The 26,169-nt window shown below is 70.7% G+C and carries 31 protein-coding genes; 10 read left to right on the forward strand and 21 right to left on the reverse strand.

All coding sequences use genetic code 11. From position 1 onward, the window contains the following. Positions 1 to 62: 62 nt before the first annotated feature. Genes IFT73_RS06365 through IFT73_RS06375 form a run of 3 tightly spaced genes read right to left on the reverse strand, consistent with a single transcriptional unit; the run spans position 63 to position 2,475 of the window. On the reverse strand, positions 63 to 1,178 hold the full coding sequence (locus tag IFT73_RS06365) for an SPFH domain-containing protein (protein WP_192166839.1): 1,116 nt from the start codon (positions 1,176 to 1,178) through the stop codon (positions 63 to 65). Then, on the reverse strand, positions 1,178 to 1,651 hold the full coding sequence (locus IFT73_RS06370; RefSeq protein ID WP_056608929.1) for an NfeD family protein: 474 nt from the start codon (positions 1,649 to 1,651) through the stop codon (positions 1,178 to 1,180). The genes IFT73_RS06365 and IFT73_RS06370 overlap by 1 nt, the downstream gene beginning before the upstream one ends. Continuing rightward, on the reverse strand, positions 1,648 to 2,475 hold the full coding sequence (locus IFT73_RS06375) for an ABC transporter ATP-binding protein (RefSeq protein ID WP_192166840.1): 828 nt from the start codon (positions 2,473 to 2,475) through the stop codon (positions 1,648 to 1,650). Before IFT73_RS06375 ends, IFT73_RS06370 begins: the two co-directional genes overlap by 4 nt. 116 nt (positions 2,476 to 2,591) lie before the next feature. Between IFT73_RS06375 and serB the strand changes: the two genes are divergently transcribed. Continuing rightward, positions 2,592 to 3,815 carry a phosphoserine phosphatase SerB gene (gene serB, locus IFT73_RS06380; protein ID WP_192166841.1) on the forward strand — a complete coding sequence of 408 codons (1,224 nt, stop codon included), beginning with the start codon at positions 2,592 to 2,594 and terminating at the stop codon, positions 3,813 to 3,815. Here serB and IFT73_RS06385 read toward each other — a convergent pair. Then, entirely contained in the window at positions 3,812 to 4,126 is a 315-nt protein-coding gene (locus IFT73_RS06385) for a helix-turn-helix transcriptional regulator (protein WP_192166842.1), read from the reverse strand. The genes serB and IFT73_RS06385 overlap by 4 nt on opposite strands. 96 nt (positions 4,127 to 4,222) lie before the next feature. On the opposite strand from IFT73_RS06385, the gene IFT73_RS06390 reads away from it, so the two are divergent. Further along, the gene (locus tag IFT73_RS06390) at positions 4,223 to 5,431 is read left to right on the forward strand and encodes an MFS transporter (protein ID WP_192166843.1); all 1,209 of its coding nucleotides are present in this window, start codon (positions 4,223 to 4,225) and stop codon (positions 5,429 to 5,431) included. A gap of 1 nt (position 5,432) precedes the next feature. Here IFT73_RS06390 and IFT73_RS06395 read toward each other — a convergent pair whose 3' ends face one another. Beyond that, positions 5,433 to 5,648: a dodecin gene (locus IFT73_RS06395; RefSeq protein WP_056608938.1), complete on the reverse strand. Its 216-nt coding sequence runs from the start codon at positions 5,646 to 5,648 to the stop codon at positions 5,433 to 5,435. Positions 5,649 to 5,691: 43 nt separating this feature from the next. Between IFT73_RS06395 and IFT73_RS06400 the strand changes: the two genes are divergently transcribed. Both IFT73_RS06400 and IFT73_RS06405 read left to right on the forward strand, forming a co-directional pair. Beyond that, positions 5,692 to 6,030, forward strand: a complete 339-nt coding sequence (locus IFT73_RS06400) for a DUF3099 domain-containing protein (RefSeq protein WP_371811172.1) — start codon at positions 5,692 to 5,694, stop codon at positions 6,028 to 6,030. Beyond that, a complete protein-coding gene (locus tag IFT73_RS06405; RefSeq protein WP_192166845.1) occupies positions 6,023 to 6,211 on the forward strand; it encodes an acetone carboxylase in 189 nt (62 codons plus the stop codon). Before IFT73_RS06400 ends, IFT73_RS06405 begins: the two co-directional genes overlap by 8 nt. 10 nt (positions 6,212 to 6,221) lie before the next feature. Here IFT73_RS06405 and moaA read toward each other — a convergent pair whose 3' ends face one another. Further along, positions 6,222 to 7,208 (reverse strand): GTP 3',8-cyclase MoaA, encoded by a 987-nt coding sequence (gene moaA, locus IFT73_RS06410; RefSeq protein ID WP_192166846.1) that lies wholly within the window; start codon positions 7,206 to 7,208, stop codon positions 6,222 to 6,224. 69 nt (positions 7,209 to 7,277) lie between these two features. Between moaA and IFT73_RS06415 the strand changes: the two genes are divergently transcribed. Beyond that, on the forward strand, positions 7,278 to 8,078 hold the full coding sequence (locus tag IFT73_RS06415; RefSeq protein WP_192166847.1) for an SURF1 family protein: 801 nt from the start codon (positions 7,278 to 7,280) through the stop codon (positions 8,076 to 8,078). A gap of 16 nt (positions 8,079 to 8,094) precedes the next feature. On the opposite strand, the gene IFT73_RS06420 is transcribed toward IFT73_RS06415, so the two are convergent. From IFT73_RS06420 to IFT73_RS06475, 12 genes are all read right to left on the reverse strand, one after another. Further along, positions 8,095 to 9,693 (reverse strand): ABC-F family ATP-binding cassette domain-containing protein, encoded by a 1,599-nt coding sequence (locus IFT73_RS06420; protein ID WP_192166848.1) that lies wholly within the window; start codon positions 9,691 to 9,693, stop codon positions 8,095 to 8,097. A 160-nt stretch (positions 9,694 to 9,853) separates the two neighbouring features. Beyond that, a complete protein-coding gene (locus IFT73_RS06425; RefSeq protein ID WP_192166849.1) occupies positions 9,854 to 10,651 on the reverse strand; it encodes a hypothetical protein in 798 nt (265 codons plus the stop codon). A gap of 134 nt (positions 10,652 to 10,785) precedes the next feature. Continuing rightward, positions 10,786 to 11,148: a metal-sulfur cluster assembly factor gene (locus IFT73_RS06430; RefSeq protein WP_192166850.1), complete on the reverse strand. Its 363-nt coding sequence runs from the start codon at positions 11,146 to 11,148 to the stop codon at positions 10,786 to 10,788. After that, on the reverse strand, positions 11,145 to 11,639 hold the full coding sequence (gene sufU, locus IFT73_RS06435) for a Fe-S cluster assembly sulfur transfer protein SufU (protein ID WP_192166851.1): 495 nt from the start codon (positions 11,637 to 11,639) through the stop codon (positions 11,145 to 11,147). Before sufU ends, IFT73_RS06430 begins: the two co-directional genes overlap by 4 nt. A gap of 25 nt (positions 11,640 to 11,664) precedes the next feature. Further along, the gene (locus IFT73_RS06440) at positions 11,665 to 12,930 is read right to left on the reverse strand and encodes a SufS family cysteine desulfurase (RefSeq protein ID WP_192166852.1); all 1,266 of its coding nucleotides are present in this window, start codon (positions 12,928 to 12,930) and stop codon (positions 11,665 to 11,667) included. Then, on the reverse strand, positions 12,927 to 13,697 hold the full coding sequence (gene sufC / locus IFT73_RS06445) for a Fe-S cluster assembly ATPase SufC (protein WP_192166853.1): 771 nt from the start codon (positions 13,695 to 13,697) through the stop codon (positions 12,927 to 12,929). Before sufC ends, IFT73_RS06440 begins: the two co-directional genes overlap by 4 nt. A 2-nt stretch (positions 13,698 to 13,699) precedes the next feature. Continuing rightward, positions 13,700 to 14,020 (reverse strand): non-heme iron oxygenase ferredoxin subunit, encoded by a 321-nt coding sequence (locus tag IFT73_RS06450; protein WP_192166854.1) that lies wholly within the window; start codon positions 14,018 to 14,020, stop codon positions 13,700 to 13,702. Further along, entirely contained in the window at positions 14,017 to 15,180 is a 1,164-nt protein-coding gene (sufD, locus tag IFT73_RS06455; protein WP_192166855.1) for a Fe-S cluster assembly protein SufD, read from the reverse strand. The genes IFT73_RS06450 and sufD overlap by 4 nt, the downstream gene beginning before the upstream one ends. Next, positions 15,177 to 16,634 carry a Fe-S cluster assembly protein SufB gene (gene sufB, locus IFT73_RS06460; protein WP_056608962.1) on the reverse strand — a complete coding sequence of 486 codons (1,458 nt, stop codon included), beginning with the start codon at positions 16,632 to 16,634 and terminating at the stop codon, positions 15,177 to 15,179. Before sufB ends, sufD begins: the two co-directional genes overlap by 4 nt. Then, complete coding sequence (locus IFT73_RS06465; protein WP_192166856.1) at positions 16,631 to 17,332, reverse strand: helix-turn-helix domain-containing protein; 702 nt, start codon at positions 17,330 to 17,332, stop codon at positions 16,631 to 16,633. Before IFT73_RS06465 ends, sufB begins: the two co-directional genes overlap by 4 nt. An 86-nt stretch (positions 17,333 to 17,418) precedes the next feature. Next, the gene (locus IFT73_RS06470) at positions 17,419 to 18,738 is read right to left on the reverse strand and encodes a DUF2786 domain-containing protein (protein ID WP_192166857.1); all 1,320 of its coding nucleotides are present in this window, start codon (positions 18,736 to 18,738) and stop codon (positions 17,419 to 17,421) included. A 98-nt stretch (positions 18,739 to 18,836) separates the two neighbouring features. Further along, positions 18,837 to 19,526, reverse strand: coding sequence for a type 1 glutamine amidotransferase domain-containing protein (locus IFT73_RS06475; protein WP_056608968.1), 690 nt, complete (start codon positions 19,524 to 19,526; stop codon positions 18,837 to 18,839). A gap of 95 nt (positions 19,527 to 19,621) precedes the next feature. Here IFT73_RS06475 and IFT73_RS06480 point away from each other — a divergent pair, with 95 nt between their 5' ends. Next, the gene (locus IFT73_RS06480; RefSeq protein WP_192166858.1) at positions 19,622 to 20,665 is read left to right on the forward strand and encodes a DNA polymerase domain-containing protein; all 1,044 of its coding nucleotides are present in this window, start codon (positions 19,622 to 19,624) and stop codon (positions 20,663 to 20,665) included. Positions 20,666 to 20,800: 135 nt separating this feature from the next. Here IFT73_RS06480 and IFT73_RS06485 read toward each other — a convergent pair whose 3' ends face one another. Then, entirely contained in the window at positions 20,801 to 21,022 is a 222-nt protein-coding gene (locus tag IFT73_RS06485; RefSeq protein WP_192166859.1) for a hypothetical protein, read from the reverse strand. 97 nt (positions 21,023 to 21,119) lie between these two features. On the opposite strand from IFT73_RS06485, the gene IFT73_RS06490 reads away from it, so the two are divergent. Further along, entirely contained in the window at positions 21,120 to 21,899 is a 780-nt protein-coding gene (locus IFT73_RS06490; protein ID WP_371811173.1) for a GTP pyrophosphokinase family protein, read from the forward strand. Positions 21,900 to 21,917: 18 nt separating this feature from the next. Here the strand turns inward: IFT73_RS06490 and IFT73_RS06495 are convergent, their stop codons facing one another. Then, on the reverse strand, positions 21,918 to 23,003 hold the full coding sequence (locus IFT73_RS06495; RefSeq protein ID WP_192166860.1) for an ATP-dependent DNA ligase: 1,086 nt from the start codon (positions 23,001 to 23,003) through the stop codon (positions 21,918 to 21,920). 9 nt (positions 23,004 to 23,012) lie between these two features. Beyond that, positions 23,013 to 23,390: a cytoplasmic protein gene (locus IFT73_RS06500; protein ID WP_192166861.1), complete on the reverse strand. Its 378-nt coding sequence runs from the start codon at positions 23,388 to 23,390 to the stop codon at positions 23,013 to 23,015. 104 nt (positions 23,391 to 23,494) lie between these two features. On the opposite strand from IFT73_RS06500, the gene IFT73_RS06505 reads away from it, so the two are divergent. The 3 genes from IFT73_RS06505 to IFT73_RS06515 are packed head-to-tail and all read left to right on the forward strand — an operon-like array spanning position 23,495 to position 26,162. Further along, positions 23,495 to 24,445 carry an ABC transporter ATP-binding protein gene (locus IFT73_RS06505; RefSeq protein WP_371811174.1) on the forward strand — a complete coding sequence of 317 codons (951 nt, stop codon included), beginning with the start codon at positions 23,495 to 23,497 and terminating at the stop codon, positions 24,443 to 24,445. Then, complete coding sequence (locus IFT73_RS06510) at positions 24,442 to 25,230, forward strand: ABC transporter permease (RefSeq protein WP_371811176.1); 789 nt, start codon at positions 24,442 to 24,444, stop codon at positions 25,228 to 25,230. Before IFT73_RS06505 ends, IFT73_RS06510 begins: the two co-directional genes overlap by 4 nt. Next, positions 25,221 to 26,162, forward strand: a complete 942-nt coding sequence (locus IFT73_RS06515; RefSeq protein WP_197983513.1) for a heme A synthase — start codon at positions 25,221 to 25,223, stop codon at positions 26,160 to 26,162. The genes IFT73_RS06510 and IFT73_RS06515 overlap by 10 nt, the downstream gene beginning before the upstream one ends. The last annotated feature ends 7 nt before the right edge of the window (positions 26,163 to 26,169 follow it).

The raw sequence follows: 26,169 nt of genomic DNA on the forward strand, positions 1-26,169 counted from the left end.
GGACGCGCGAGAGGCCCGCCGACAGGTCGTCGACGGGCCTCGTGCGGGTTGCTATGGAGGTTCTACCCCTGCTGCTGGGGCGGCTCCGGCGCTGCGGGCGGCGCGGGGGCCGGGGGTGCCGGAGGCACGTCGGCAGCGCTCGTCGCGGGGTTCTCGGCCGCCTTGGCGGCGTCGAGCGCCTCCTGGACGGCCTCGCTCGTCGCCTCGGTCTGGACGGCGTCGTCGTCGATCTCGGCCTCGTAGTCGACGCGCGTCTTGTTGCCGCCGCCGTCGACCGGGATCGAGCCCAGCGTGCCGCCGAGCGTGCCGAGCGCCTTGGTGAGCTCGGCCGGGATGATCCACGTCGTGGCGTTGTCGCCCTCGGCGATCTTCGGCAGCATCTGCAGGTACTGGTACGACAGCAGCTTCTGGTCGGGGTTGCCGTCGTGGATCGCCTGGAAGACGGTCTGGATGGCCTGCGCCTCGCCCTGCGCACGCAGGATCTGCGCCTGGCGGTCGGCCTGTGCCGTCAGGATCTGCGCCTGGCGCTCACCCTCGGCGGTCAGGATCGCGGACTGCTTCTGGCCCTCGGCGGTCAGGATCGCCGACTGGCGCTCGCCCTCGGCCGTGAGGATCGCGGCGCGCTTGTTGCGCTCGGCGCGCATCTGCTGCTCCATCGCGTCGATGATCGACGGCGGCGGGTCGATGCCCTTGAGCTCGACGCGGTTGACGCGGATGCCCCACTTGCCGGTCGCGGAGTCGAGCTCGCCGCGCAGGCCGGAGTTGATCTGGTCGCGGCTCGTCAGCGCGTGCTCGAGGGTCATGCCACCCGTGATGTTGCGCAGCGTCGTCATGGTGAGCTGCTCGATCGCCTGGATGTAGTTGGCGATCTCGTACGTCGCGGCGACCGGGTCGGTCACCTGGAAGTAGATGACGGTGTCGATCGAGACGACCAGGTTGTCCTCGGTGATGACGGGCTGCGGCGGGAACGACACGACCTGCTCGCGCAGGTCGATGACGTAGCGCACCTTGTCGATGAACGGCATGACGATGTTCAGGCCCGCCGACAGGGTCGTGCGGTACTTGCCGAACCGCTCGACGATGCCCGACCGGGCCTGGGGGACGATCTTGACCGTCATCGAGACGATCACGATCGCCAGGACGGCGAGCAGGACGAGCACGATCAGTGCTGCGTTCATCAGGACTCCTTCGAGAGGGGCGGCGCTGCGGTGGCTGAGGTGACGACGGCGGTCGCGCCGTCGATCTGGGTGACGAGCACGTCGTCGCCGGTGTCGAAGACGAGGTCGTGGGCGGCGCGGGCCGACCACAGCTCGCCGCGCAGCTGGATGCGTCCGGAGCGGCCGTCGACCGGCTCGACCACGACGGCCGTCGCGCCGACGAGGTTGACGTGGCCCGTCTGCAGCGTCGGGCCGGCGTGCAGCTTGGCGACGACGGACGGTCGCACGAGGAACAGCAGGAGCAGCGAGACGATCGCGAAGATCGGCAGCGTGATCCAGATGGGGGCGCCGAGGCCCGCCGCCGCGGCCGCAGCGAGGGCGCCGACGGCGAACATCAGCAGGACGAGGTCGAGGCTCAGCATCTCGACGACGGCCAGGACGACGGCCAGCCCCAGCCAGGTCGCCCACGCGTGGTCACGGATCCAGTCGATCATGTGGTCTCCCCTGTCGTGGCGCGGTTGGCCCGGCGTCCGTATCCTGCCCGTCGCGCGGCGTAGCGTCCACCGTCGCGGTCGAGGTGGATGCGCTGGCCGAACGTCTCCGAGAGGTGGTCGGCGGTCAGCGTCTCGGCGATCGGGCCCTGGGCCACGACCCGTCCGTCGCGCACCAGCAGCACGTGCGTGAAGCCGACCGGGATCTCCTCGACGTGGTGCGACACCATGACGAGGGCCGGCGAGCCCTCGGAGCCGGCGAGCGTCTCGAGGCTCGAGAGCAGGTCCTCGCGAGCCCCCAGGTCGAGACCGGCGCCCGGCTCGTCGAGCAGCAGCAGCTCGGGATCGGTCATCAGGGCCCTGGCGATCAGCACCCGCTTGCGCTCGCCCTCCGACAGCGTGCCGAACGTGCGTCCGGCGAGCGGGGCGATGCCCCACTCCCCCATGATCTGGTCGGCGCGGACGTGGTCGTGCTCGTCGTACTCCTCGTTCCAGCGGCCCGTGACGCCGTAGGCGGCCGACAGGACGACGTCGCGCACCGACTCGGTGGGCGGGATGCGGTCGGCGACCTTGGTGCTGGTGTGGCCGATGCGCGTGCGCAGCTCGGCGACGGCGACCTGGCCGAGGCGCTCGTCGAGGATGTCGACGGTGCCGGACGTGGGGTGCAGCGACGCCCCGATGATCTGCAGCAGCGTCGTCTTGCCCGCTCCGTTGGGCCCGAGGACGACCCACCGGTCGCTCTCGTCGACGGTCCAGCTGATGTCGTCGAGCAGGACCTTGCCCGGGCGCTCGACCCTGACGTCCGAGAGCTCGAAAGCGGCGGGCATGCGGCCTCCTGGTCGTGGTCGCGCGAACGTCGTGACCACGACGTCGTGGCGTGGTGATGGTCGGTGGTGCCAACCTATCGCGACGGTGTCTGCCGTCAGCGATAGCCTCGGGTGCGATGACCGAGCCCGTGCCCACGTCGCACTTCACCGATCCGACCGTCCTGGTGACCCTCACGGGCCCCGACCAGAGCGGAGTCACCACGCGCCTGTTCGGCGATCTGGCGCCGACCGGCGTCGAGGTCATCGACGTCGAGCAGCTCGTCGTGCGCGGTCGCCTGATCCTCAGCGCCCTCGTGACGCTCCCCGACGACCTCGACGACCTCGAGCGGACGGTCCGGGCCGTCGGCGAGCACTTCGGCCTCGAGGTCGCGGTCGAGCACGGCACGGGCGACAACCGGGCCCGCCGCGTCGGCCGTGCGCAGGTCGTCGTGCTCGGCGCTCCCCTGCGGCCCGCCGCGATGGCCGCCCTGGCCCAGGGCATCAAGGACGACGGCGGCAACATCGACCGCATCGTCCGCATGGCGCGCTACCCCGTGACCGCGATCCGCATGGAGGTCTCCGGCGCCGACCCCGACCAGCTGCAGGCCGACCTGGCCGCGATCGCCCACGAGCAGGGCGTCGACGTCGCGGTGCAGGAGAACGGCATCCTGCGCCACGCCCAGCGCCTCGTCGTGATGGACGTCGACTCGACCCTCATCCAGGGCGAGGTCATCGAGATGATCGCGGCCCACGCGGGCTGCGAGGACGAGGTCGCCCGGGTCACCGAGGCCGCGATGCGCGGCGAGCTCGACTTCGCCGAGTCGCTCGTGGCCCGCGTCGCCCTGCTCGAGGGTGTCGACGAGGCGGCACTCGACGCGGTCTACGCCTCGCTGGCCTACGCCAAGGGCGCCCGCACCATGATCCGCACGCTCAAGCGCCTGGGCTACCGCTTCGCGCTGGTCAGCGGTGGCTTCACGCAGATCATCGAGAAGATCGCCGCCGAGCTCGGGGTCGACTACTACGCGGCCAACCGGCTCGAGGTCGTCGACGGCCGGCTGACCGGCCGGGTCACCGGTGCGATCGTCGACCGGGCCGGCAAGGCCGAGGCGCTGCGCCGCTTCGCCGCCGAGGCACGCATCCCGGTCAAGAACACCGTCGCGATCGGCGACGGCGCCAACGACCTCGACATGCTGGCGGCCTCGGGCCTCGGCATCGCCTTCAACGCCAAGCCGTTGGTGCGCGACCAGGCGCAGACGTCCGTCAACGTGCCCTACCTCGACGCGATCGTCTACCTGCTCGGCATCACCCGCGAAGAGGTCGAGGCGGCCGACGCGGCCGATCTCGCCGACGTCGTCGACTAGTCCGCGGCCAGCACCGAGTCGAGCAGCCCCGGGAAGACCGCGTCGAGCTCGTCCTTGCGCAGGCTGACGAGCCGGCGGCGTCCGTCGGGCTCGTTGCGCACGATCCCCGCCTCGCGCAGCACCTTCATGAGGTGCGACTTGGTCGACTTCGGCAGGTCCGGGTTGGTCACCCCGCACTCGGCCATGGTCAGGGGGCCCGCGGCGAGCTCGCGGACGATCTCGAGCCGGGCCGGGTCGCTCAGTGCGAACAGGACGTCGGTCAGCGCGACGTCGGCCGGCTCGGGGTGCGGGAGGCGCGTGATGCCCGTCATGGTTCGAGAATACTTGAACTGTCAAAGGATCGGCGTACCGTGTAACTGTTCCACTTCGATCGAACCGTCGGTTCGACGCGACGACCCGGAGGCCCTATGACCGTCACCACCGCACCGACGTCCCGGCGCGCCACGGGCGTCCGCACGCCCGGCTTCGCGCTGGCCGTGGCCGCCGTCGTGGCCATGATGGTCGCCGCCAGCGCCCCGTCGCCGTTCTATCCCGTCCTGCAGCAGGAGATCGGCTTCTCGGCCGCGACCATGACGACGATCTTCGCCGTCTACGCCGTGGCGCTGCTCATGACCCTGCTCGTGGCCGGCTCGCTGTCGGACCACCTCGGGCGACGGCCCGTCATCTCGGTGGGATTCATCGTGCTGGCGGCCAGCATGGTCGCGTTCTGGCACGCCGACACCGTGGCGGTGCTCGTGGCGGCGCGCATCGTGCAGGGCGTCGCCGCGGGGCTGCTGATGTCGTCGCTGTCGGCCGCCGTCGTCGACCTCGAGCCGGCGCGGCGTCCGGGATCGGCCGCGACGCTCAACAGCGTCGGCCCCTTGGCGGGTCTGGCGCTCGGAGCCGTGGTCGCCGGCGCCCTGCTCGACCGGACGTCGTCGGCGCTCGCGGTCGTGTTCGGCGGTCTGACCGTCGCGTACGTCGTGGTCGCTGCCGCAGTGTGGCTGCTGCCCGAGACGTCCCCGCGCCACGAGGGCCTGGCGGCGTCGTTCGTGCCGCGCGCGGGCGTTCCCGCCGCCGCGCGGGCGCCGTTCCTGCGCAGCGCGCCGGCGCTGCTCGCGGGCTGGGCCACGAGCGGGCTCTACCTGTCGCTCGGGGCGCCGCTCGCGGGCCGTGAGCTGGGCGCCGAGCTGCACGTCGAGCAGGGCCTGGTCGTCGCCGTGCTGACCGGCACCGGGTCCGTCGCGTGCTACGTCGCGCGCCGTCGCACGTCGCGCGAGCTGACGATCGCGGGCACCACGGCCCTGGCCGTCGGCACCGCCCTGACGCTCGCGGCGCTCGCGGCCGGCTCGTACTGGGCGTTCATCGCCGCCGCCGTCGTCGCGGGCATCGGCTTCGGGGCGTCGTTCCTCGGCATCATGCGCTCCATCACGCCGCTGGCGGCCCCGCACGAGCGCGGCGAGCTGTTCGCGTCCGTCTTCGTCGTGAGCTACCTGGCGTTCGGCATCCCCGCCGTGGCCGCCGGTGTCGCGTCGGCCCACATCGGGCTCGCCGAGACCACCTACGTGTACGGCGGCGCCGTGGTCGTCCTGTCCGCCTCGGCGGCGCTGCTGCGCCGCTTCGGGTCGACCGACTAGCTCACTCGTCGTCCTCGAGCCGGAAGCCGATCTTCATCGTCACCTGGTAGTGGCCGACCTCGGAGTCGGTGATCTGACCACGGATGCCCGTGACCTCGAACCAGTCGAGGTGGCGCAGCGTCTGCGAGGCGCGCTTGATGCCGTTGTCGACGGCCTGCGTGACACCCTCCGGGGAGGTGCCGACGATCTCGGTGATGCGGTATGTGCGGTCAGTCATGTGCCCATCATGCAGGCTCGGTCGTCCGGCGTACGCTGGGAGGGTGCCCGAGTACCGCGAACCACGCAAGCAGCAGGTCTTCTCGATCACGACTGCGGCCGAGTCGCAGACGGACGATCGCATGCGCCGAGAGAAGCGCTACGCCGTCTCGATGCTGATCCGCACGCTGTGCTTCCTGGGCGGCGTCGTCCTGGTCATGCAGCCCATGCCGTACGCCGTCGCGGGCTGGCTCATGTTCGTCGGAGCGGTCTTCCTGCCGTACGCCGCGGTCATCTTCGCCAACGCCGGGGTGCGCAAGAAGGGCGACGGGCCCTCGCCGTTCGGTCCCGAGCCGGGCAAGCAGATCGCCACGACCCGCACGACACCGCTCGACCGTGGCTGACGAGCTGATCTGCTCGGCCAAGGGCTGCACGGCCGCAGCCGTGCACCAGGTCGTCTGGAACAACCCCAAGATCCACACGCCCGACCGCCGCAAGATCTGGCTGGCGTGCGACGAGCACGAGTCGTCGCTGCGGACGTTCCTCGACGCCCGCGACTTCTACCGCGAGACGGTCGCCCTCTGAGCGTCGGCCGCTAGCCGCCGATCGCCGACATCGGGCGGTCGGACTGCAGGAACGTCGGGTCGTCGATGCCGTGGCCAGGCAGCTTCGTCGCCATCGCCGCGATCCACCGGTCGGCGATCTCGGCGTCCGACGCCCCCGCGCGCATCGGGGCGCGCAGGTCGGACTCCTCGCGGGCGAACAGGCAGTTCATGATCTGGCCGTCGGCCGTCAGGCGCACCCGGTTGCAGTCGCCGCAGAACGGCTTCGTGACCGAGCCGATGATGCCGACCGTGTGCGGACCGTCGTCGACCAGGAACTTCTCGGCCGGCGCCGACCCCCGGCCGTCGAGGCCCGTGAGCCGGAAGTGGCGTCCGAGCAGGTCGAGGGTCTCGTCGGCGGTGACCATCGCCTCGCGGTTCCAGCCGTGCTGCGCGTCGAGCGGCATCTGCTCGATGAACCGCAGCTCGTACCCGTGCTCCATGCACCAGCGCAGCAGGTCGGGAGCCTCGTGGTCGTTGATGCCGCGCAGCAGCACCGCGTTGACCTTCACCGGCCGCAGACCGGCCTCGTGGGCGGCCTCCAGGCCGTCCAGGACGTCGTGCAGACGGTTGCGCCGGGTGATCTTCTCGAACGTCGCCGGATCGGTCGTGTCGAGGCTGATGTTGACGCGGTCGAGGCCGGCCTCGGCCAGTGCCCGGGCGGTGTGCTTGAGACCCAGCCCGTTGGACGTCATGGCCGTGCGCGGACGCGACGGGAGCGCCTTCGTCGTCGCCACGATCGACGGCAGGCTGCGGCGCAGCAGCGGCTCGCCGCCCGTGAAGCGGACGTCGCGGATGCCCAGCATCTCGACGCCGATGCGGATCAGCCGGTTGAGCTCGTCGTCGGTCAGCGTCGCGTCGGTCGGCAGCCAGTCGAGCCCCTCGGCGGGCATGCAGTACTGGCAGCGCAGGTTGCACCGGTCGGTCAGGGAGACCCGGAGATCCGTGGCAACGCGGCCATGTCGATCGATGAGGTCCATCCCTCCATCGTAGGCGTCCGCGCCCAACCCGGCTCGGCCCGGCTTGGGGCCGACAACTACCGTCGAGGTGTGTATCGCTTCATGCTGAGCGCGCGATGGATCGGCTTCGCGGTCTTCGTCGTCGTGCTCGCCGCCCTCTGCACGCGGCTCGGGTTCTGGCAGATGCACAAGCTCGAGCTGCGCCTCGACCGCAACGACGTCATCACGAAGCACTTCTCGACCGATCCGGTCGACATCGCCACGGCGCTGCCGTCGGGCCAGGAGGTCGACGGCACCACCGAGTGGACGCGCGTGACGGCGACCGGGACCTACGACCTCGACCAGCAGCTGACCGTCAAGTTCACGACCCGCGACGGAGCCCCCGGCGTCGACGTCGTCACTCCCCTGGTGCTGGCGTCCGGCGACGCGGTGCTGGTCGACCGCGGGTGGATCGAGACCGCCAACACCGTCAAGCGTCCGCAGGTGCCCGCCCCGTCGACCGGCGAGGTCACGATCGAGGGCTGGCTGCGACAGAACAACGGCGCCGGCGGTGCGGCGGTGAAGCCGTCGGAGGGCCAGATCCGCGCGATCTCGAGCGATGCGCTCGGCGAGGTCATGCCGTACGACCTGGTCGACGGCTACGTCAACCTGCAGTCGCAGTCACCCGAGCCGGCCGCGGGCCTGGCCGCCGAGCCGAAGCCCGAGCTGGGCCAGGGCCCGCACTTCTTCTACGCCCTGCAGTGGTGGTTCTTCGCCCTGCTGGCCGTCGTCGGGTACTTCTGGTTCGCCCGGGCCGAGGCCAAGGAGCGTCGCAACCCCACGCGCGTCGACGGCTTCGCCGGCGAGCCCGAGAAGAAGACCCGGCAGTCGAACTTCCCCACCCACGCCTGACGCGCGGCCGGACGACTCAGGCCAGCGTCACGAGGTCGAGGTAGTCCTCCGACCACAGGTCCTCGTCGCCGTCGGGCAGCAGCAGGACGCGGTCGGGCTCGAGCGCGCGCACGGCGCCCTCGTCGTGCGAGACCAGCACGATCGCACCCTCGTAGTTGCGGATCGCCCGCAGCACCTCTTCGCGTGAGGCCGGGTCGAGGTTGTTGGTGGGCTCGTCGAGCAGCAGCACGTTGGCACTCGACACGATGAGGCTCGCGAGCGCCAGACGCGTCTTCTCGCCACCCGAGAGCACCCCGGCCGGCTTCGACGTGTCGTCACCGCTGAACAGGAACGAGCCGAGCACGCTGCGCGCCTCGGTGTCGGTCAGCTGCGGCGCCTGGGCCTGCATGTTCTCGAGCACGGTGCGCGAGGTGTCGAGCGTCTCGTGCTCCTGGGCGAAGTAGCCGATCTTGAGACCGTGGCCGGGGATGACCTCGCCGCTGTCCTGCCGCAGCGTCCCGGCCAGCATGCGCAGCAGGGTCGTCTTGCCGGCACCGTTGAGGCCCAGGATCACGACGCGGCTGCCCTTGTCGATCGCGAGGTCGACGTCGAGGAAGATCTCGAGCGAGCCGTACGACTTCGAGAGGCCCTCGGCCATCAGCGGCGTCTTGCCGCAGGGTGCGGGCTTGGGGAACTTGATGTTCGCGACCTTGTCCTGCACCCGCTCGCCCTCGAGGCCCGAGACGAGCTGCTCGGCGCGACGCAGCATCTGCTGGGCGGTCGACGCCTTCGACGCCTTGGCGCGGAACTTGTTGGCCTGCGACGTCAGCGCGTCGGCCTTCTTGACGGCCAGGGCGCGCTCGCGCTTGCGGCGGGCCTCGTCGGCCTCGCGCTGCTTGACGTACGACGCCCAACCCATGTTGTAGATGTCGATCGTGCCGCGGTTGGCGTCGAGGTACAGGACCTTGTTGACGGTCTCCTCGATCAGGTCGACGTCGTGGCTGATGATGACGATGCCGCCGCTGAACGACTTGAGGAAGCCGCGCAGCCACGTCACCGAGTCGGCGTCGAGGTGGTTGGTCGGCTCGTCGAGCAGGAGCGTGTCGGCGTCCGAGAACAGGATGCGAGCGAGCTCGATGCGGCGTCGCTGTCCGCCCGACAGGGTCGACAGCGGCTGCTCGAGCACGCGGTCGGGCAGCCCGAGGGCGTGCGAGATCGTCGCGGCCTCGGACTCCGCCGCGTACCCGCCGCCGGCGTTGAACGCCGTGTCGGCCCGCGTGTAGGCCTTCATGGCCTTCTCGGCGATCTCGGGGTCGGGCGAGCCCATGTCGAGCTCGGCCTTGCGCATCGCGGTGAGCGCCTCGTCGAGGCCACGGGCACCCAGGATGCGGTCGCGGGCCGTCGTGGCGAGGTCCCCGGACTTCGGGTCCTGCGGCAGGTAGCCGATCTTGCCGGTCGACGTGATCAAGCCCTGCGCGGGCTGGCCGTCGCCGGACAGCATGCGGGTCAGGGTCGTCTTGCCGGCGCCGTTGCGTCCGACCAGGCCGACCTTGTCGCCCTTGTCGACACGGAACGAGACATCGGACATCAGGACGCGCGCGCCGAAGCGCAGCTCCACATTGGAGACGGTGAGCATGGAAAACCTTCGATATGGGGGTGTGAGAGGGGTCGACGGAGCCGCGAGGGGCTCGACGTCATTCCCGCTGGTAGAAGCTCACCCCTCCACCATACGTCCCCGCCGACGAGGGGGTTACCGCCCCGCGACGAGAGAGCTGGTGCCCTTGGTCACAGGCACGTCAGCCCGCGAGGATCAAGTCCGTCCCCCGGCAGGATCTCGGCAGGTCGGGGGCGTAGCCGGCGAGGTCCTTCGACAGGGTGATGTAGGCGGCTCCCGGCAGCGTCACACGATCACCCAGGCGGTACGAACGGCCGGCGAGGTCGAGGACGTAGGGCCTCGCGGAGACGGACGTGCCCCGCTCCCAGGCGACGACGAACCGTCGTCCCTCCACGCTGTTGACCGCCAGCCCGAGGCATCCGTCGACGTCGATGAGCACGCCGCTCAGCTGCTGTCCGTGCGCGCGCCGCTGCGGATCGACGACGAGCGACGGAGCGCCAGGCACCGCGGTGACGTCGAGCAGGGGCATGTCGGCCGGTTGCGGGCGGGTCAGCCCGTAGCCGGCGGCGATCGTCCCGGTGACCACCAGCACGATCGCGGCGAGCACCGACCGTCGGCGCATGCGTCGCCGCACCCCCGTCGCGGCGACGGCACCCAGCACGCACCCGACCGCGACGACACCCGCCGGGAACACGAAGAACAGAGTCGCAACTCCCCCCAGTGCCGCGATGACCGCGGCGACGACCGTCGTGGACGTACCGACGGCGATCCGCTGCAGCGCACCGATCACCATGCCCGCGAGGAGGGGAGCCAGCACGTACCCGTCAGGCGGGTCGTCGTCCAGGATGAAGATCGTCCCGAACGGCGACTCGACGACCGCGAAGGCCACGGCGGCGTCGACCAGGACGCACAGCACGACGCTCGTCGCGTCCAGCGCGCGCCGCGACCCGGTGCTGCGGACCTCGACCTCAGCACGCATGCGACGACGATCCCACAGCCGCGACGCTGACGAGGGGGTTACCGCCCCTCCACGAGGCCGTTACCGCCCAGACGAGGGGCGACATGTCTCTCGCCGGAGGGCCGTAACCCCCTCCTCAGCGTTGTGTGGGGGGGTCAGCCGATGTTGAAGCCGAGGGCGCGCAGCATCTCGCGGCCGTCGTCGGTGATCTTGTCGGGGCCCCACGGCGGCATCCAGACCCACTCGATGCGGAAGTCGTTGACGATGCCGTCGAGCGCCGCGCGGGTCTGGTCCTCGATGACGTCGGTCAGCGGGCACGCCGCCGACGTCAGCGTCATCGACAGGACGGTGTTGCTGTGCTCGTCGACGTCGGCGCCGTAGACGAGCCCGAGGTCGACGACGTTGATGCCGAGCTCGGGGTCGACGACGTCCTTCATCGCCTCGATGACGTCTTCCTTGGTGGTCGCGCCGGCCGGGGCCGTGGTGACCTCGGGCAGGTCGCTGTGATCGGTGGTCATGCGGGGTCTCCCGTGGTTGAGGTGGCAGTGGTGTCAGGTGCTGAAGAGGTGACGAGCGCCTGCGAGACGGCGTCCTTCCAGGCCATCCAGCCCAGCAGCGCGCACTTGATGCGGGCGGGGAACTGGGCGACGCCGGCGAAGGCGATGCCGTCCTCGAGGACGTCCTCGTCGGGCTCGACCTGGCCCTTGCCCTGCATCAGCTCGGTGAAGCTGTCGAGGACGGTCATGCCCTCGGTGACGGACTTGCCGACGACCAGGTCGTTCAGCACCGACACGGACGCCTGGCTGATCGAGCAGCCCTGCGCGTCGTACGACACGTCGCCGACGGTCTCGCCGTCGAGGTGGACGCGCAGCGTGATCTCGTCGCCGCACGTCGGGTTGACGTGGTGCACCTCGGCCTCGAACGGCTCACGCAGTCCGGCACCGTGCGGGTGCTTGTAGTGATCGAGGATGATCTCCTGGTACAGCGAGTCCATGGCTGAGGTGTTCATGCCGTCCTCCTCGGGCCGAGGTCGTTCATGCGAAGTACTTCTTGGTGTGGTGCAGGCCCTCGACGAGTGCGTCGATCTCCTGCTCGGTCGTGTACAGGTAGAACGACGCGCGGGTCGTCGACTGCACGCCGAAGCGCAGGTGGGCCGGCTTGGCGCAGTGGTGACCGGCGCGCACGGCGATGCCGCGCGAGTCGAGCAGCTGCGAGACGTCGTGCGGGTGGACGCCCTCGAGCGTGAAGCTCACCGCTCCCCCGCGGTCGACGGCCTCCTTCGGCCCGACGACCGTCAGGCCGTCGATCTCCTGCAGGGCGGCCAGCGCGTAGGCCGTGATGGCCTGCTCGTGGGCGGCGACGTTCTCCATGCCGATGCCGCTGAGGTAGTCGACCGCCGCACCCAGCCCGACGGACTGCGCGATCGGCGGCGTGCCGGCCTCGAACCGTGCCGGCGGCGGTGCGTACGTCGAGCCCTGCATCGTGACGGTCTCGATCATCTCGCCACCGCCGAGGAACGGCGGCAGCTCGGCGAGCAGGTCGTACCGGCCCCACAGCACGCCGATGCCGGTCGGCCCGACGAGCTTGTGGCCCGTGAAGACGACGAAGTCGGCGCCCAGTGCGGCGACGTCGACGGGCATCTGCGGGACGGCCTGCGACGCGTCGATCACGACGAGCGCCCCGACGCTGCGCGCCTTGGCGATGACGAGATCGACGGGGTTGATCGTGCCGAGCATGTTCGACACCCACGTCAGCGAGACGACCTTGGTGCGCTCGGTGATCAGCGAGTCGATGTCGTCGAGGTCGAGCCGGCCCTCGTCGGTGACGCCGAACCAGCGCAGCGTCGCGCCCGTGCGCTGCGTCAGTTGCTGCCACGGCACGATGTTGGAGTGGTGCTCCATCTCGGTGATGACGACCTCGTCGCCCTCGCCGACGCGACCGGCGTCGCCGAGCACCCGGGCCACCAGGTTGAGCGCCTCGGAGGCGTTCTTGGTGTAGACGACCTCGTCACGGCTGGGCGCGTTGATGAAGGCCGCGACCTTGTCGCGTCCGAGCTCGAACGCCGCACTCGCCTCGGCACCGAGGTGGTGCATCGCACGGGCCACGTTGGCGTTGTGCAGCCGGTAGTGGTCGGAGATCGCGTCGATGACCTGCTGCGGCTTCTGCGACGTGTTGGCGCTGTCGAGGTAGACCAGCGGCAGGTCACCGGGCAGGATGCGCCCGAGGATCGGGAAGTCCGCCCTGATCCTCGCCACGTCGAACGACGCGGTGTCGGTCGTGGTCCCCTCGACGACGGTCACGCCGATGCCTCGGCGGCGGCCTTGACGTACTTGTCGTAGCCGTTGGCCTCGAGCTCGTCGGCGAGCTCCGGTCCGCCCTGGTCGGCGACGCGACCCGCCACGAACACGTGCACGTAGTCGGGCTTGATGTAGCGCAGGATGCGCGTGTAGTGCGTGATCAGCAGGACGCCGCGGTCACCCTGGTCGCTGTAGCGGTTGACGCCGTCGGAGACGACCCGCAGCGCGTCGATGTCGAGGCCGGAGTCCGTCTCGTCGAGCACCGCGAACTTGGGGTTGAGCAGCTCGAGCTGAGCGATCTCGTGGCGCTTCTTCTCACCGCCGGAGAAGCCCTCGTTGACGCTGCGCTGGGCGAAGTCCTTGTCGAGCGTGACGCGCTCGAGCGCCGCGTTGACGTCCTTGACCCACGTGCGCAGCTTGGGGGCCTCGCCGTCGATCGCGGTCTTGGCGGTGCGCAGGAAGTTCGCGACCGAGACGCCCGGCACCTCGACGGGGTACTGCATCGCGAGGAACAGCCCCGCGCGGGCGCGCTCGTCGACCGACATCGACAGGATGTCGACGCCGTCGAGCGTGACGGTGCCGCCGGTGATGTTGTACTTCGGGTGGCCGGCGATGGAGTAGGCCAGCGTCGACTTGCCGGAGCCGTTGGGCCCCATGATGGCGTGGACCTCACCGGTCTTGACGGTCAGGTCGACGCCCTTGAGGATCTCCTTCTCGCCCTCCTCGGTGGTGACCGTGACGTGCAGGTCCTTGATCTCGAGTGTTGCCATGTTCAGCTCCTGGGGGTGGAGAGATCGACCATGACGGCGTCTCCCTCGATCTGGGTGGAATAGGTCGGTACGGGGTCGGTGGCCGGCAGGTTCAACGGCTTGCCGGTGCGGACGTCGAAGCGCGATCCGTGCAGCCAGCACTCGATCTCGCAACCCTCGACGTCTCCCTCGGACAGCGGGATCGACGCGTGCGAGCACTCGTCGCGGACGGCGTAGACGTCGTCGCCGTCGCGGACGAGGGCGATCTCCTGGCCGTCGAGCTCGACGGCCAGCACTCCCCCGTTCGGGACGTCGGCGAGCTGCGCCGCTGCTACGAAGCTCATGCGTCGATGCGTCCCACGTGCTCGGCGAGCTCGTCCTCGATGGAGGCGACGAGGCGCTCCTGCAGGGCGGGCACGCCGATGCGGCGGATGATGTCGTTGAAGAAGCCGTGCACGACGAGTCGGCGCGCCTCCTCCTCGGGGATGCCGCGGCTCTGCAGGTAGAACAGGTGCTGGTCGTCGAAGCGTCCGGTCGTGGACGCGTGACCGGCCCCCTCGATGTCGCCGGTCTCGATCTCGAGGTTCGGCACCGAGTCGGCCTTGGCGCCGTCGGTCAGCACGAGGTTGTCGTTGCTCTCGTACGTCAGGATGCCCTCGGCCTCCTTGCGGATCAGCACGTTGCCGATCCACACGGTGTGGGCGTCCTGGCCCTGCAGCGCACCCTTGTACTCGACGTTGCTCTTGGTGCGCGGCGCGGTGTGGTCGGCGAACAGGCGGTGCTCGATGTGCTGGCCCGCGTCGGCGAAGTAGACGCCGAGCATCTCGACGCTGCCACCGGTGCCGCGGTAGTCGGCCGACGTGCTGGCGCGGACGACGTCGCCGCCCAGCGAGATCGCGACGTGGCGCAGCTCGGCGTCACGTCCGACCGTGGCGTGCTGGGTGACTACGTGCACGCTGTCGTCGTTCCAGTCCTGGATCGTGACGAACGTCAGCTGGGCACCGTCCTCGACGACGACCTCGATGTTCTCGGCCCACGTCGCCGAGCCGTCGTAGTCGACGACCACGACGGCCTTGGAGAACTGGCCGGCGCGCACCAGCAGGTGGCCCGCCCCGGCGTTGTCGATGCCGCCGCCGTGGACGCGGATGGTCGTCGGCTCGTCGATCACGGCCTCGGCCGGGATCGTGACCTCGAGGACCGAGGTCGCGGCGGCCCACGCACGAGCCGACACGCGGTCGACCGGCACGTAGCCGGACGCGCCGCGCGCCGAGTCGGCGGCGGGCACCGACACCGCGGTCACGCCGGGAGCGGCGACGACCTCGATCGTGTGGTCGTCACCGTCGAGCGGCGCGTCCTGGTGCAGGTCGCGGAGACGCTTGAGCGGCGTGAACCGCCAGATCTCCTCGAGCCCGGTGGGGACGGGGTGGTCGGCGAGGTCGAACGAACCCTCCGGGTGGAGGTGCGACTCGACCGGGGACAGCTCGAGGGCTTCGGCGAGGGTCAACCGACCGCTCCTTCCATCTGGAGCTCGATCAGGCGGTTGAGCTCGAGGGCGTACTCCATCGGCAGCTCGCGCGCGATCGGCTCGACGAACCCACGGACGATCATCGCCATGGCCTCGTCCTCCTCCATGCCGCGGGACATGAAGTAGAAGAGCTGGTCGTCGCTGAGCTTGGAGACGGTCGCCTCGTGGCCCAGGGTCACGTCGTCCTCGCGGACGTCGACGTACGGGTACGTGTCGGAGCGGCTGATCTGGTCGACCAGCAGGGCGTCGCACTTGACGGTGCTGGCCGATCCCTCGGCACCCTCGAGCACCTGCAGCAGGCCGCGGTACGACGTGCGTCCGCCGCCACGGGCGACCGACTTGCTGAGGATCGAGCTCGACGTGTTGGGGGCCGCGTGCACCATCTTGGCGCCGGCGTCCTGGTGCTGTCCCTCGCCCGCGAAGGCGATCGAGAGCGTCTCGCCACGGGCGTGCTCGCCCATGAGGTAGACCGCGGGGTACTTCATCGTGACCTTGGAGCCGATGTTGCCGTCGACCCACTCCATCGTGGCGCCCTCCTCGCAGACGGCGCGCTTGGTGACGAGGTTGTACACGTTGTTCGACCAGTTCTGGATCGTCGTGTAGCGGACGCGGGCGCCCTTCTTGACGACGATCTCGACGACGGCCGAGTGCAGCGAGTCGCTGGAGTAGATCGGCGCGGTGCAGCCCTCGACGTAGTGGACGTAGGAGTCCTCGTCGGCGATGATCAGCGTCCGCTCGAACTGGCCCATGTTCTCGGTGTTGATGCGGAAGTAGGCCTGCAGCGGGATGTCGACGTGGACGCCCTTGGGCACGTAGATGAACGAGCCGCCCGACCAGACGGCCGAGTTGAGCGCGGAGAACTTGTTGTCGCCGACCGGGATGATCGTCGCGAAGTACTCCTTGAACAGCTCGGGGTGCTCCTTGAGCGCCGTGTCGGTGTCGAGGAACAGGACGCCCTGGGCCTCGAGGTCCTCACGGATCGAGTGGTAGACGACCTCGGACTCGTACTGCGCGGCGACACCGGAGACGAGGCGCTGCTTCTCGGCCTCGGGGATGCCGAGCCGGTCGTACGTGTTCTTGATGTCCTCGGGCAGGTCGTCCCACGTGGCCGCCTGCTTCTCGGTCGAGCGCACGAAGTACTTGATGTTGTCGAAGTCGATGCCGCCGAGGTCGGAGCCCCAGGTGGGCATGGGCTTGCGACCGAACAGCTTGAGGCCCTTGAGGCGCAGGTCGAGCATCCACTCGGGCTCGCTCTTGAGCGCCGAGATGTTGCGGACGACCTCCTCGCTCAGGCCGCGCTGGACGTTGGCGCCGGCGTCGTTGCCGTCGGACCAGCCGAACTCGTAGCGGCCGACGTCCTTGAGGCCGGGATTGGCCTCCTCGATGGCGTTCGGGACTGCGGTGGGTGCATTCGTCTCTGACGTGGTCGTCATGAGGGCAACCTCTCTGCGGTGGTGGGGGTCGTGGGGGTGGTGGGGGTGGTGGGCAGGTGGGTCGTGCAGACGCCGTCGCCGTGCGCGATCGTGGCGAGGCGCTGCACGTGCGAGCCGAGCAGGCGGGAGAACATCTCCGCCTCGGCCTCGCACATCTGGGGGAACTCCTCGGCCACGTGGGCGACCGGGCAGTGGTGCTGGCAGATCTGCGCGCCGGCGGGCGTCGTGCTGACGGAGGCGGCGAAGCCGTCGCGGCTCAGCGCGTCGGCCAGCACGCGGGGACGCTGGGCGGGCTCGGCCAGCGCGAGCAGCGGGCGGTAGCGGTCCTCGAGGTCGACCAGGCGATGACGGGCGAAGGCCTTCACGGCCTCGTCCCCGCCCGTCGCGGCGAGGTAGCGCAGGGCACCGGCGGCGAGCTCGTCGTAGGCGTGCTCGAAGCCGTCGCGGCCCGCATCGGTGATCGCGAAGACCTTGGCGGGACGCCCGCGGCCGCGCTGGCCGGTGACGCGCTGGTCGCGCGCCTCGACGACGCCGTCGGCGACGAGCTGGTCGAGGTGGCGGCGCACCGCGGCGGAGGTCAGGCCCAGCTGGTCGGCCAGGTCGGCGGCGGTGGAGGGACCGTTCTCGAGGATCGTCTGCGAGACGCGTGTGCGCGTGGGCGAGTCGTCGACCGACGACACCTTCTCCACTGTCTGCACGTATTTCACAACACCAGTGTGCCGTTAATGATTCCGCCCGTTCAACGAAGGCCTGCCTTAGTGAGGTGCGACTCGCGCCCCGGGCCTCACGCGTCGAGCCGCCCCGCGGGCAGGACGGCGGCGTCGGCGGCGCGGGTGCCGGCGTCCCAGCCGCGCGCGTCGAGCTGACGCTGGCGCCGGGACCCGGTCGTGACGTGCGGGAACAGGCGGTCGTACTCCTCGGCGATCGCGGCCTCCTGCCGCTCGAGCACCGGCACGAGCGCCGAGCCGTAGCTCGCGACGGCCTCGTCGGTCGACGCCGTCAGCCGCTCGCCGATGCGCACCGCGAAGGCGTGCAGGAACGCGCGGCGAAAGGGCGCCGACGACAGGTGGGCCTGCGTCATGGCCCGCGTGGCCTGCACCAGCGTGGACGTGAACAGCATGTCGGTCTGGTCGACGTCGGTCGGGACGCCCACGAGCGTCACGTAGGACGCGAAGCTGTTCCAGATCGCGCGCACCCGGTTGGCCTCGGCGACGACGTGCAGCAGCGTCGCCTTCTCGAGCGCGTAGGGCTGGTCGATCAGCACGCGCCGGCCGCGGACGTCGAACGACTCCCCCGCGCCGTCGGCCAGCAGGGCCTCGTCGATCGAGTGGCGGGTCATGAGGTCCTGGGCCTTGGCCGTGAACGCCTCGGCCTCGGCCGCGAACTCGGTCGACTCGGCCTTGGCCAGCAGGGCACGGATCTTGACCAGCGTCTTGGCGCGATCGGCCCCGGACGGCTCCGATCCGGCGCGGGTGCTCGTCGGTCGCCGCGGCGACTGCGTGCCCCACCGGGACGGCGGGGTGACCAGCTGCTCGATGCGGGGCAGGCGGTGCAGGAGGTCGAGCACCACGAGCGCCGCGATCCACTCGTCGGCCGCCACGGCGCCGCCGGGTGACAGCAGCCCGTCGACGCCGCCCCGGTGACGGTGACGGTGCGAGAGCGTGCGCAGCTGGTCGGCCCATGCCTGCGGGGCCCTGGTGAGGGCTTGCGACCGCTCCGCCTCGACCTGCACCGCGCGCGCGAGCCACGCGGCGCCCTGCTTGGACGTCTGCCGACGCGTCGCGTGGACGAGGTCGAGCGGCTGCCAGCCGTGCTCGAAGGCCGTCGCGACGCGCGCCAGGACCTCGTCGACGACCAGCGCCGCGGGGTCGACGTCCGGTGCCGACGCCGTCGCGGCCAGCTCGTTGAGCAGCTGGACGTGCGGGCCGATCGAGCCGGGGGCGTCGACGGCGTAGCGCGCCGCCAGGTCGATCAGCTCGATGACGTCCGACGGCGCGAGACCACCTGTGACGGCGTCGCCGCTCCCGTGCCGCGGGGTGATCCGCGGGGACCGCGCCGTGGCGCGTCGTCGCGCGTCGCGCTGCTGCCTGCTCCGACTGCCCATGCCGACCATCCTCCCAGCGACGACGTGCGACGGGCCCCGGCTGTCCACAGCTGGGGCCCGTCGTCGGTGACCGGTGACTCGACGTCACCGGCGGCGCATCACTCCGACGTGCTCGCGAGCAGCTCGATCAGCGCCGCGGCGGCCGGTGCCGACGAGGCGGGGTTCTGGCCCGTGACGAGCAGACCGTCGCGGACGACGTGGGGGCCCCAGTCGTCGCCCTGCGTGTAGCGGCCGCCCTTCTCCTTCAGCATGTCCTCGACCAGGAACGGGACGACGTCGGTGAGGCCGACACCGGCCTCCTCGGAGTTCGTGAACCCGGTGACGTCCTTGCCCTCGACCAGCGGCGCACCGGACGGCGTCGTGACGTGGCGCAGCACGCCGGGCGCGTGGCACACGAGCGCGACGGGCTTGTCGGCGGCGAGCGCACCCTCGATGAGGGCCTTGGAGGTGGGGTCCTCCGCGAGGTCCCACAGCGGGCCGTGGCCGCCGGCGTAGAAGACGGCGTCGAACGCGGTCGGGTCGACGCTGTCGAGACGCACCGTCGACGACAGCGCGGCCGTGGCCTCGGCGTCGGACTCGAAGCGACGCGTGTCGTCGGTCTGCGCGTCGGGCTCGTTGCTCTTCGGGTCGAGCGGCGGCTGGCCGCCCTTCGGGGACGCCAGCGTGACGTCGGCGCCGGCACGCACGAACTCGTAGTAGGGGGCGGCCAGCTCTTCCAGCCAGAAGCCGGTCTTGTCGCCGGTGTCTCCCAGCTGGTCGTGCGAGGTGAGGACGATGAGAACCTTCACAGTAACTCCTTGGTGTGATGCGGGGGCCGACATCCGGGCGCGACAGCCGATGTCGGATCACTCCCACACTGCCACGCACGGCCTAGAGTCGTGCCATGGCGAGCGATGCGGTCGAGATCGAGGCGGGCGGCCGGACCGTGCGGGTCTCCAGCCCCACCCGGGTCATCTACGAGGAGACCGAGCGCTCGCCCGAGGTCACCAAGCTGATGGTCGCCCAGTACTACGTCGCGGTCGAGGACGGCCTGCTGCGGGCCCTGCGCGAGCGTCCCGTCGCGCTCGAGCGGTGGCCCAAGGGCGTCCGCGAGGGCATGGAGATGTCGACGAGGGCCGACAGCCACGGCGACGCGTTCTACCAGAAGCGCATGATGCGGGGCGCGCCGTCGTACGTCGAGAGCACCCGCGTGCTGTTCCCGTCCGGACGTCCCGCCGACGAGCTGTGCGTGACCGAGGTCGCCGTCGCGGCATGGGCCGCCCACATGGGTGCCATCACGTTCCACCCCTGGCCGACCCGTCGCGCCGACAACGACCGCCCGGACGAGCTGCGCATCGACCTCGACCCGTTCGGGTCCGCGACGTTCGCCGACGCCGTCCGCGTCGCCGACGTGGCGCGCGAGCTGTTCGCCGAGCTCGACGTCCGTGCGTTCGCCAAGACCAGCGGCAAGCGGGGCATCCACGTGTACGCGCGCATCGAGCCGCGGTGGACGTTCACGGACGTCCGCCACGCCGCCATCGCGTTCGCCCGCGCGCTCGAGGAGCGCACGGAGGGGGTCACCACGAAGTGGTGGAAGGAGGAGCGCGGCGACAACGTCTTCGTCGACTTCAACCAGAACTGCCGCGACCGCACGATCGCGTCGGCCTACAGCCTGCGGCCCGCGCCCGGTGCGACGGTGTCGATGCCCGTCACGTGGGACGAGCTGCGCGGCGTCACCGATCCCCGCGACTTCACGCTGCACACCGTCCCGGCGAAGCTCGCCGCCGACGGCGACGCCTGGGCCGAGATCGACGACGTCCACCACTCGCTCGAGCCGCTGCTCGAGCTGTGGGCCGCCGACCCGACCGAGATGCCCTACCCGCCGGAGTACCCGAAGATGCCGGGCGAGCCCAAGCGCGTCCAGCCCAGCAAGGCGAAGAAGGGCTGACGTTGCCGGAACGTCATCACCGATGCGGTGGCGTACGTACTGAAGTGATGACGTCCGCGACGTCAGGCTAGGACGTCATCACACCTGTACGGGGGACGGCTCGTCCGTGATGACGTCCGGCGGACGCCGCACACCTCAGGGCAGGACGAGCTCGTAGTCGGCGCGGTCCGACACGTGCTGCGCGTACTCGCGCACCGTCGGCTCGGGCAGGTCGACGCCGAGCTCGGTCAGCGACCGCTCGACCTCGCGGGCCACGTCGTCGACCGGCAGGGCCGCGAAGCTCTTGCGCAACGACGCGTCGGCCGCCCGCATCTTCTCGGCCAGCTGGGCGTCGTCGGTCGTCACGGTGGTGTGCATGCAGCGACGGTACGGCGCGGACGTCCGCTCGGCACGTCGCGCGAGGTCCACAGGTCGTCCGGGAGCCCGTCACAGGCCGACTGTCTACAGTGGGCCCGTGGACCACAAGCCCGCGAGCATCGATCTCGGTCGTCTCATCGACCGACCCGACGGCGACTTCTCGCACGACGACGTCCAGCAGCTGCGCCAGGACTTCACGCGCTTCATGATGCGCTACAAGTTCGGCATGGAGGAGATCGTCACGAAGCTGTCGATCCTGCGCGAGGAGTTCGAGCACCTCCACGAGACCAACCCCATCGAGAACGTGTCGTCGCGGCTCAAGAACCCCGACAGCATCCTCGAGAAGATGGGCCGCAAGGAGTGCGAGTCGACGTTCGAGTCGATCGCGTCGAAGATCACCGACATCGCCGGCGTCCGCGTGACGTGCAGCTTCGTGTCGGACGTCTACCACGTCTTCGACATGCTCACGAGCCAGTCGGACGTCGTCATCGTCGAGGTGCGCGACTACATCACGACCCCCAAGCCCAACGGCTACCGCAGCCTGCACGCCCTGATCGAGGTGCCGGTCTACCTCAGCGACGGCGAGGTGCCGGTGCTCGTCGAGGTGCAGATGCGCACCATCGCGATGGACTTCTGGGCGAGCCTGGAGCACAAGATCCACTACAAGTACCGCGAGGACGTCCCGCAGGCCCTGCTCGACGGCCTCAAGGACGCCGCCGACACCGCGACCGAGCTCGACGCGACGATGGAGCGGCTGCACGCCGAGGTCAAGAGCGCCGGCGAGCTGTCGGCGGGTCTCAAGGACGAGCTCTCGCGCGGCACCGCGGCGCTGCCCGACGACGCCTTCGTCGAGCGGCTCAAGCGCCTCGGCACCTGATCGGCACGACGTCCCCGCTCAGAGCAGGACGTCGCCGAGGTCGTACGACACGACCTCCTCGAGCTGCTCGTACGTGCACGACTCCGGCTCGCGGTCGGGCCGCCAGCGCTTGAACTGCGCCATGTGCCGGAAGCGGTCGCCCTCCATGTGCTCGTAGCCGACCTCGGCCACCAGCGACGGGTCGAGCGTCACGAACGAGAGGTCCTTCGTGCCGCTCCAGCGGCTCTGGCCGCCCGGCAGCCGCGACGACGCCTGCGCGTCCGCGTCCTGCCACTGGCCCCACGGGTGGTCGGAGGTGTCGACGACCAGGGGCTGCAGCAGCTCGACGAGCTTGGCGCGGTTGGTGTCGGTGAACGACGCCGCCACGCCGACGTGCTGCAGGGCGCCGTCCGGGGTGTAGAGGCCCAGCAGCAGCGAACCCAGCAGCGGACGCTCGTCGGTCGACGTCTTGTGCAGGCGGTAGCCCGCGACCACGACGTCGGCCGTGCGGGCGTGCTTGATCTTGAGCATCTGCCGCCCGTTGGGCGCGTACGGCTTGCCGAGCGCCTTGGCCACGACGCCGTCGAGCCCCGCCCCCTCGAAGATGCCGAACCACTCCTGCGCGACGTCGGCGTCGGTCGTCGTCCGCGTCAGGTGGATCGGCGGGGACGACGTCGACAGGGCCGCCTCGAGACGCGACCTGCGCACCGAGAACGGCTCGTCCATCAGCGACTCGTCGCCGATCGCGAGCAGGTCGAACGCGACGAACGAGGCGGGCGTCTGCTCGGCCAGCGTCGTGACGCGCGAGGCGGCGGGGTGGATGCGCTGCGACAGCGCGTCGAACTCGAGCCGCCCGTCGATCGCGAGGAAGATCTCGCCGTCGAGCACGCACCGTTCGGGCGTGTGGGCCCGCACCGCCTCGACGACGTCGGGGAAGTAGCGGGTCAGCTCCTTGGTCGACCGGCTCGCCAGGACGATCTCGTCGCCGTCGCGGAAGACGATGCACCGGAAGCCGTCCCACTTGGGCTCGTACGACAGTCCCCCGTCGACCGAGTCGGCGGCCGGCACGCCCTTGACGGACTTGGCGAGCATCGGCTTGACCGGGGGCATGACGGGCAGGTCCATGCATCGAGCCTAGTGCGGCGCACCGGTTCCGTCGCCTGCTCCGAGATCGACCGGGCCGAGCGACGACACGCGCGGCCGACCGGCCGGAGCGGGCTCCTTGAGCTCGACGAACAGCGCGTGCGTGTCGGTCGTGCCGATGTTGAGGCCCGCGTGCCGCTGGGCGTCGAGCCACCGGACGGACCCGCTGTCGAGGTGGACGTCGACCTGGTGCTCCCCCGCCGCGAGGCGCCGGTCGAACGACGTCAGCGTGCACATGACGCTGTCGGGGTGGTCGTGGGGAGACGTCCCCTCCCCGGGGTGGTCGACGTACTCCAGCACGCGCACCCGGTCGTTCTCGAACACGACCGTGTAGTGCTCCGGATGCAGAACCGCGGGATCCTGGGTCATCTCGCCACGCTAGCCGCCGATGGTGCGGGCGTCCGGGGTCGAAGGTCCCTGAACCGGCCGGTGCCCCGGACCCCCGATCCCCGGGCGACACCTACACTGTGGGGGTGTCAGAGCCGTCCGGAACGCCCGTCGTCGGCGAGGTGCCCGCGGTCGACGTCCGCGCCCTCGCGATGCGCTACGGCGACGTCACCGCCGTCGACGGCCTGACCCTGACGGTCGCCCCGCACACCGTCACCTCGATCCTCGGACCCAACGGCGCGGGCAAGACCACGACGATCGAGACGTGCGAGGGATTCCGCTCGCCCCACGCCGGATCCGTGCGCGTGCTGGGCCTCGACCCCGTCGCCGACGCGCACCTGCTGCGTCCGCGGGTCGGCGTCATGCTGCAGTCGGGCGGCGCGTGGTCGGGTGCCCGCTCGCGCGAGATGCTGCAGCACATCGCGTCGCTGCACGCCCACCCGCTCGACGTCGACCTGCTGATCGATCGCCTCGACATGGGCTCGTACGGCACGACGCCGTACCGCCGGCTGTCGGGCGGGCAGCAGCAGCGGCTGAGCCTCGCGATGGCGATCGTCGGACGTCCCGAGCTGCTGTTCCTCGACGAGCCCACCGCGGGCCTCGACCCCGCGGCACGCCGCTCGACGTGGGAGCTGATCGCCGAGCTGCGCTCCAGCGGCGTCACGATCGTGCTCACGACGCACTTCATGGACGAGGCCGAGGCGCTGTCCGACCAGGTGCACATCGTCGACGGTGGGCGCGTCATCGCCTCGGGGACGCCCCAGATGCTCGCGGCGTCGGGATCGGAGAACACGGTCCGGTTCACGGCCAGTCCCGGGCTCGACGTCGTCGACCTCATGCGGGCGCTCCCCCACGACACCAAGGTCGACGAGGTGACGCCGGGCGCCTACGTCGTCGCCGGCGCCGTCGACCCGCAGCTGCTCGCGACGCTCGCGACGTGGTGCGCCTCGCAGGGCGTGCTGACGGAGTCGCTGCTCGTCGAGCGCCAGACCCTCGAGGACCGGTTCCTCGAGCTCACCGGAAAGGCCCTGCGGTGAGCCCCGCCCCCACGCACCTCGACCTGTCACCCCGGCCCGGCGCAGCCCCCAGGGCCGCGATGCTGCGCGCGCAGACCGCCATGGAGCTGCGGCTGCAGACCCGCAACGCCGAGCAGGTGTTGATCACGATGGTGATCCCCCTCGTCCTGCTGGTCCTCGGCTCGCAGGCGACCGCGGTCGTCGACCTCGGCCCCGGCCGCACGATCGACATCATCACGCCGGGCATCCTCGCGCTCGCCGTGCTGTCGACGTCGTTCACGTCGCTGGCGATCGCGACGGGCTTCGAGCGCCGCTACGGCATCATCAAGCGCCTCGGCGCGTCCCCGCTGCCCCGCTGGGGGCTGATGTTCGGCAAGATCGGCGCCGTCGTGGCGATCGAGGTCGTCCAGCTGACGGTGCTGTCGTGCGTCGGGCTCGCGCTCGGCTGGCAGCCGCACGGCGGGTTCACGGCCGTCCTGCAGATGCTCGCGCTGATCGTGCTCGGCACCGCGGCCTTCGGCTCGCTGGGGCTGCTGATCGCCGGCACCCTGCGCGCCGAGGCGACGCTCGCGGTGGCCAACCTCGTCTACGTCCTGCTGCTCGTCGGCGGGGGGCTGCTCGTGCCACTGAGCCGCTACCCCGAGGCCGCGCGGCACGTCCTGGAGCTGCTGCCCTCCGGCGCGCTCGGGCAGGGCCTGCGCGACTCCTTCGCCGGCAACGGCCCCTCTGCCTTCGCCACCGTCGTCCTGCTGATCTGGACGGTGTGCGCCAGCCTTCTCGTGTCGAGGACGTTCAAATGGGAATGACCACCACTGCCGGACGATCGTGGCTCGGGCTGCGCGAGCCCACCAGCACGTCCGTCGAGCGATGGGCGTGGGCCGCGGTCGTCGCCAACACCGTCATCATCCTGACGGGCGGCCTCGTGCGCCTGACCGGGTCGGGGCTCGGCTGCCCCACGTGGCCCAAGTGCACCGACGAGTCGTTCACGCCGCACCGCGAGCTCGGCGTGCACGGCGTCATCGAGTTCGGCAACCGCATGCTGACGTACGTCCTGATCGCGGTCGTCGTGGCCACGTTCGTGGCCGTGTGGCGTTGGTCGGGCACGTCACGACGCCTGCGCCGGCTGGCCGGGCTCATCGCGCTGGGAGTGCCGTTCCAGGGCGTCATCGGCGGCATCACGGTGCTGACCGACCTCAACCCGTGGATCGTGTCGCTGCACCTGCTGCTGTCGCTCCTGCTCGTCGCGGCGTCCGTCCTGCTGGTCGTGCGGGTGCGCGGCACGGCACCCGAGTCCGTGTCGCCGCGCGCCCGGGGGCTCGTCGTCGCGACCTACGCCGTGCTGTGGGGCGTGGTCTACCTCGGCACCGTGGTGACCGGCAGCGGACCCCACGCCGGCGACGACGAGGCGCCGCGCAACATGCTCGACCCGCAGGTCATGAGCCACGTGCACGCCGCCGCGGTCTACGTGCTCGTCGCGCTGACGATCGGGTGCTGCGTGCTGCTACGGGGCACACCGGTCGCACGACTCGCCGTCGGCCTGCTCGTCGCCGAGCTGGCCCAGGGAACGCTCGGCTTCGTCCAGTACTTCACCGACCTGCCGATCGTCCTGGTCGCGACGCACCTGGTCGGCGCCGCGGTGCTGGTGGCCGTCGCGACGCGCCTGGTCGTCGAGGTCGCCGCGGCGCGCGTCCTGGTGGGGCAGCGCCCGGGCGGGTCGGAGACGTCCGCCGTCCGTTGACCTGAGA

Origin of the sequence: Aeromicrobium sp. CFBP 8757 (assembly GCF_014841755.1) — a bacterium.
Taxonomy (GTDB): Bacteria; Actinomycetota; Actinomycetes; order Propionibacteriales; family Nocardioidaceae; genus Aeromicrobium.

Coding starts and splice junctions, on each gene's coding strand:
- IFT73_RS06480 (WP_192166858.1), top strand. CDS start 19,622: ATGGCGAGCGATGCGGTCGAGATCGAGGCGGGCGGCCGGACCGTGCGG.
- IFT73_RS06515 (WP_197983513.1), top strand. CDS start 25,221: ATGGGAATGACCACCACTGCCGGACGATCGTGGCTCGGGCTGCGCGAG.
- IFT73_RS06430 (WP_192166850.1), bottom strand. CDS start 11,148: ATGACCACCGATCACAGCGACCTGCCCGAGGTCACCACGGCCCCGGCC.
- IFT73_RS06495 (WP_192166860.1), bottom strand. CDS start 23,003: ATGGACCTGCCCGTCATGCCCCCGGTCAAGCCGATGCTCGCCAAGTCC.
- IFT73_RS06420 (WP_192166848.1), bottom strand. CDS start 9,693: ATGCTCACCGTCTCCAATGTGGAGCTGCGCTTCGGCGCGCGCGTCCTG.
- IFT73_RS06375 (WP_192166840.1), bottom strand. CDS start 2,475: ATGCCCGCCGCTTTCGAGCTCTCGGACGTCAGGGTCGAGCGCCCGGGC.
- IFT73_RS06500 (WP_192166861.1), bottom strand. CDS start 23,390: ATGACCCAGGATCCCGCGGTTCTGCATCCGGAGCACTACACGGTCGTG.
- IFT73_RS06450 (WP_192166854.1), bottom strand. CDS start 14,020: ATGAGCTTCGTAGCAGCGGCGCAGCTCGCCGACGTCCCGAACGGGGGA.
- sufC (WP_192166853.1), bottom strand. CDS start 13,697: ATGGCAACACTCGAGATCAAGGACCTGCACGTCACGGTCACCACCGAG.
- IFT73_RS06390 (WP_192166843.1), top strand. CDS start 4,223: ATGACCGTCACCACCGCACCGACGTCCCGGCGCGCCACGGGCGTCCGC.
- IFT73_RS06385 (WP_192166842.1), bottom strand. CDS start 4,126: ATGACGGGCATCACGCGCCTCCCGCACCCCGAGCCGGCCGACGTCGCG.
- IFT73_RS06470 (WP_192166857.1), bottom strand. CDS start 18,738: ATGGGCAGTCGGAGCAGGCAGCAGCGCGACGCGCGACGACGCGCCACG.
- sufU (WP_192166851.1), bottom strand. CDS start 11,639: ATGAACACCTCAGCCATGGACTCGCTGTACCAGGAGATCATCCTCGAT.
- sufB (WP_056608962.1), bottom strand. CDS start 16,634: ATGACGACCACGTCAGAGACGAATGCACCCACCGCAGTCCCGAACGCC.
- IFT73_RS06395 (WP_056608938.1), bottom strand. CDS start 5,648: ATGACTGACCGCACATACCGCATCACCGAGATCGTCGGCACCTCCCCG.
- IFT73_RS06365 (WP_192166839.1), bottom strand. CDS start 1,178: ATGAACGCAGCACTGATCGTGCTCGTCCTGCTCGCCGTCCTGGCGATC.
- moaA (WP_192166846.1), bottom strand. CDS start 7,208: ATGGACCTCATCGATCGACATGGCCGCGTTGCCACGGATCTCCGGGTC.
- serB (WP_192166841.1), top strand. CDS start 2,592: ATGACCGAGCCCGTGCCCACGTCGCACTTCACCGATCCGACCGTCCTG.
- IFT73_RS06370 (WP_056608929.1), bottom strand. CDS start 1,651: ATGATCGACTGGATCCGTGACCACGCGTGGGCGACCTGGCTGGGGCTG.
- IFT73_RS06425 (WP_192166849.1), bottom strand. CDS start 10,651: ATGCGTGCTGAGGTCGAGGTCCGCAGCACCGGGTCGCGGCGCGCGCTG.
- IFT73_RS06485 (WP_192166859.1), bottom strand. CDS start 21,022: ATGCACACCACCGTGACGACCGACGACGCCCAGCTGGCCGAGAAGATG.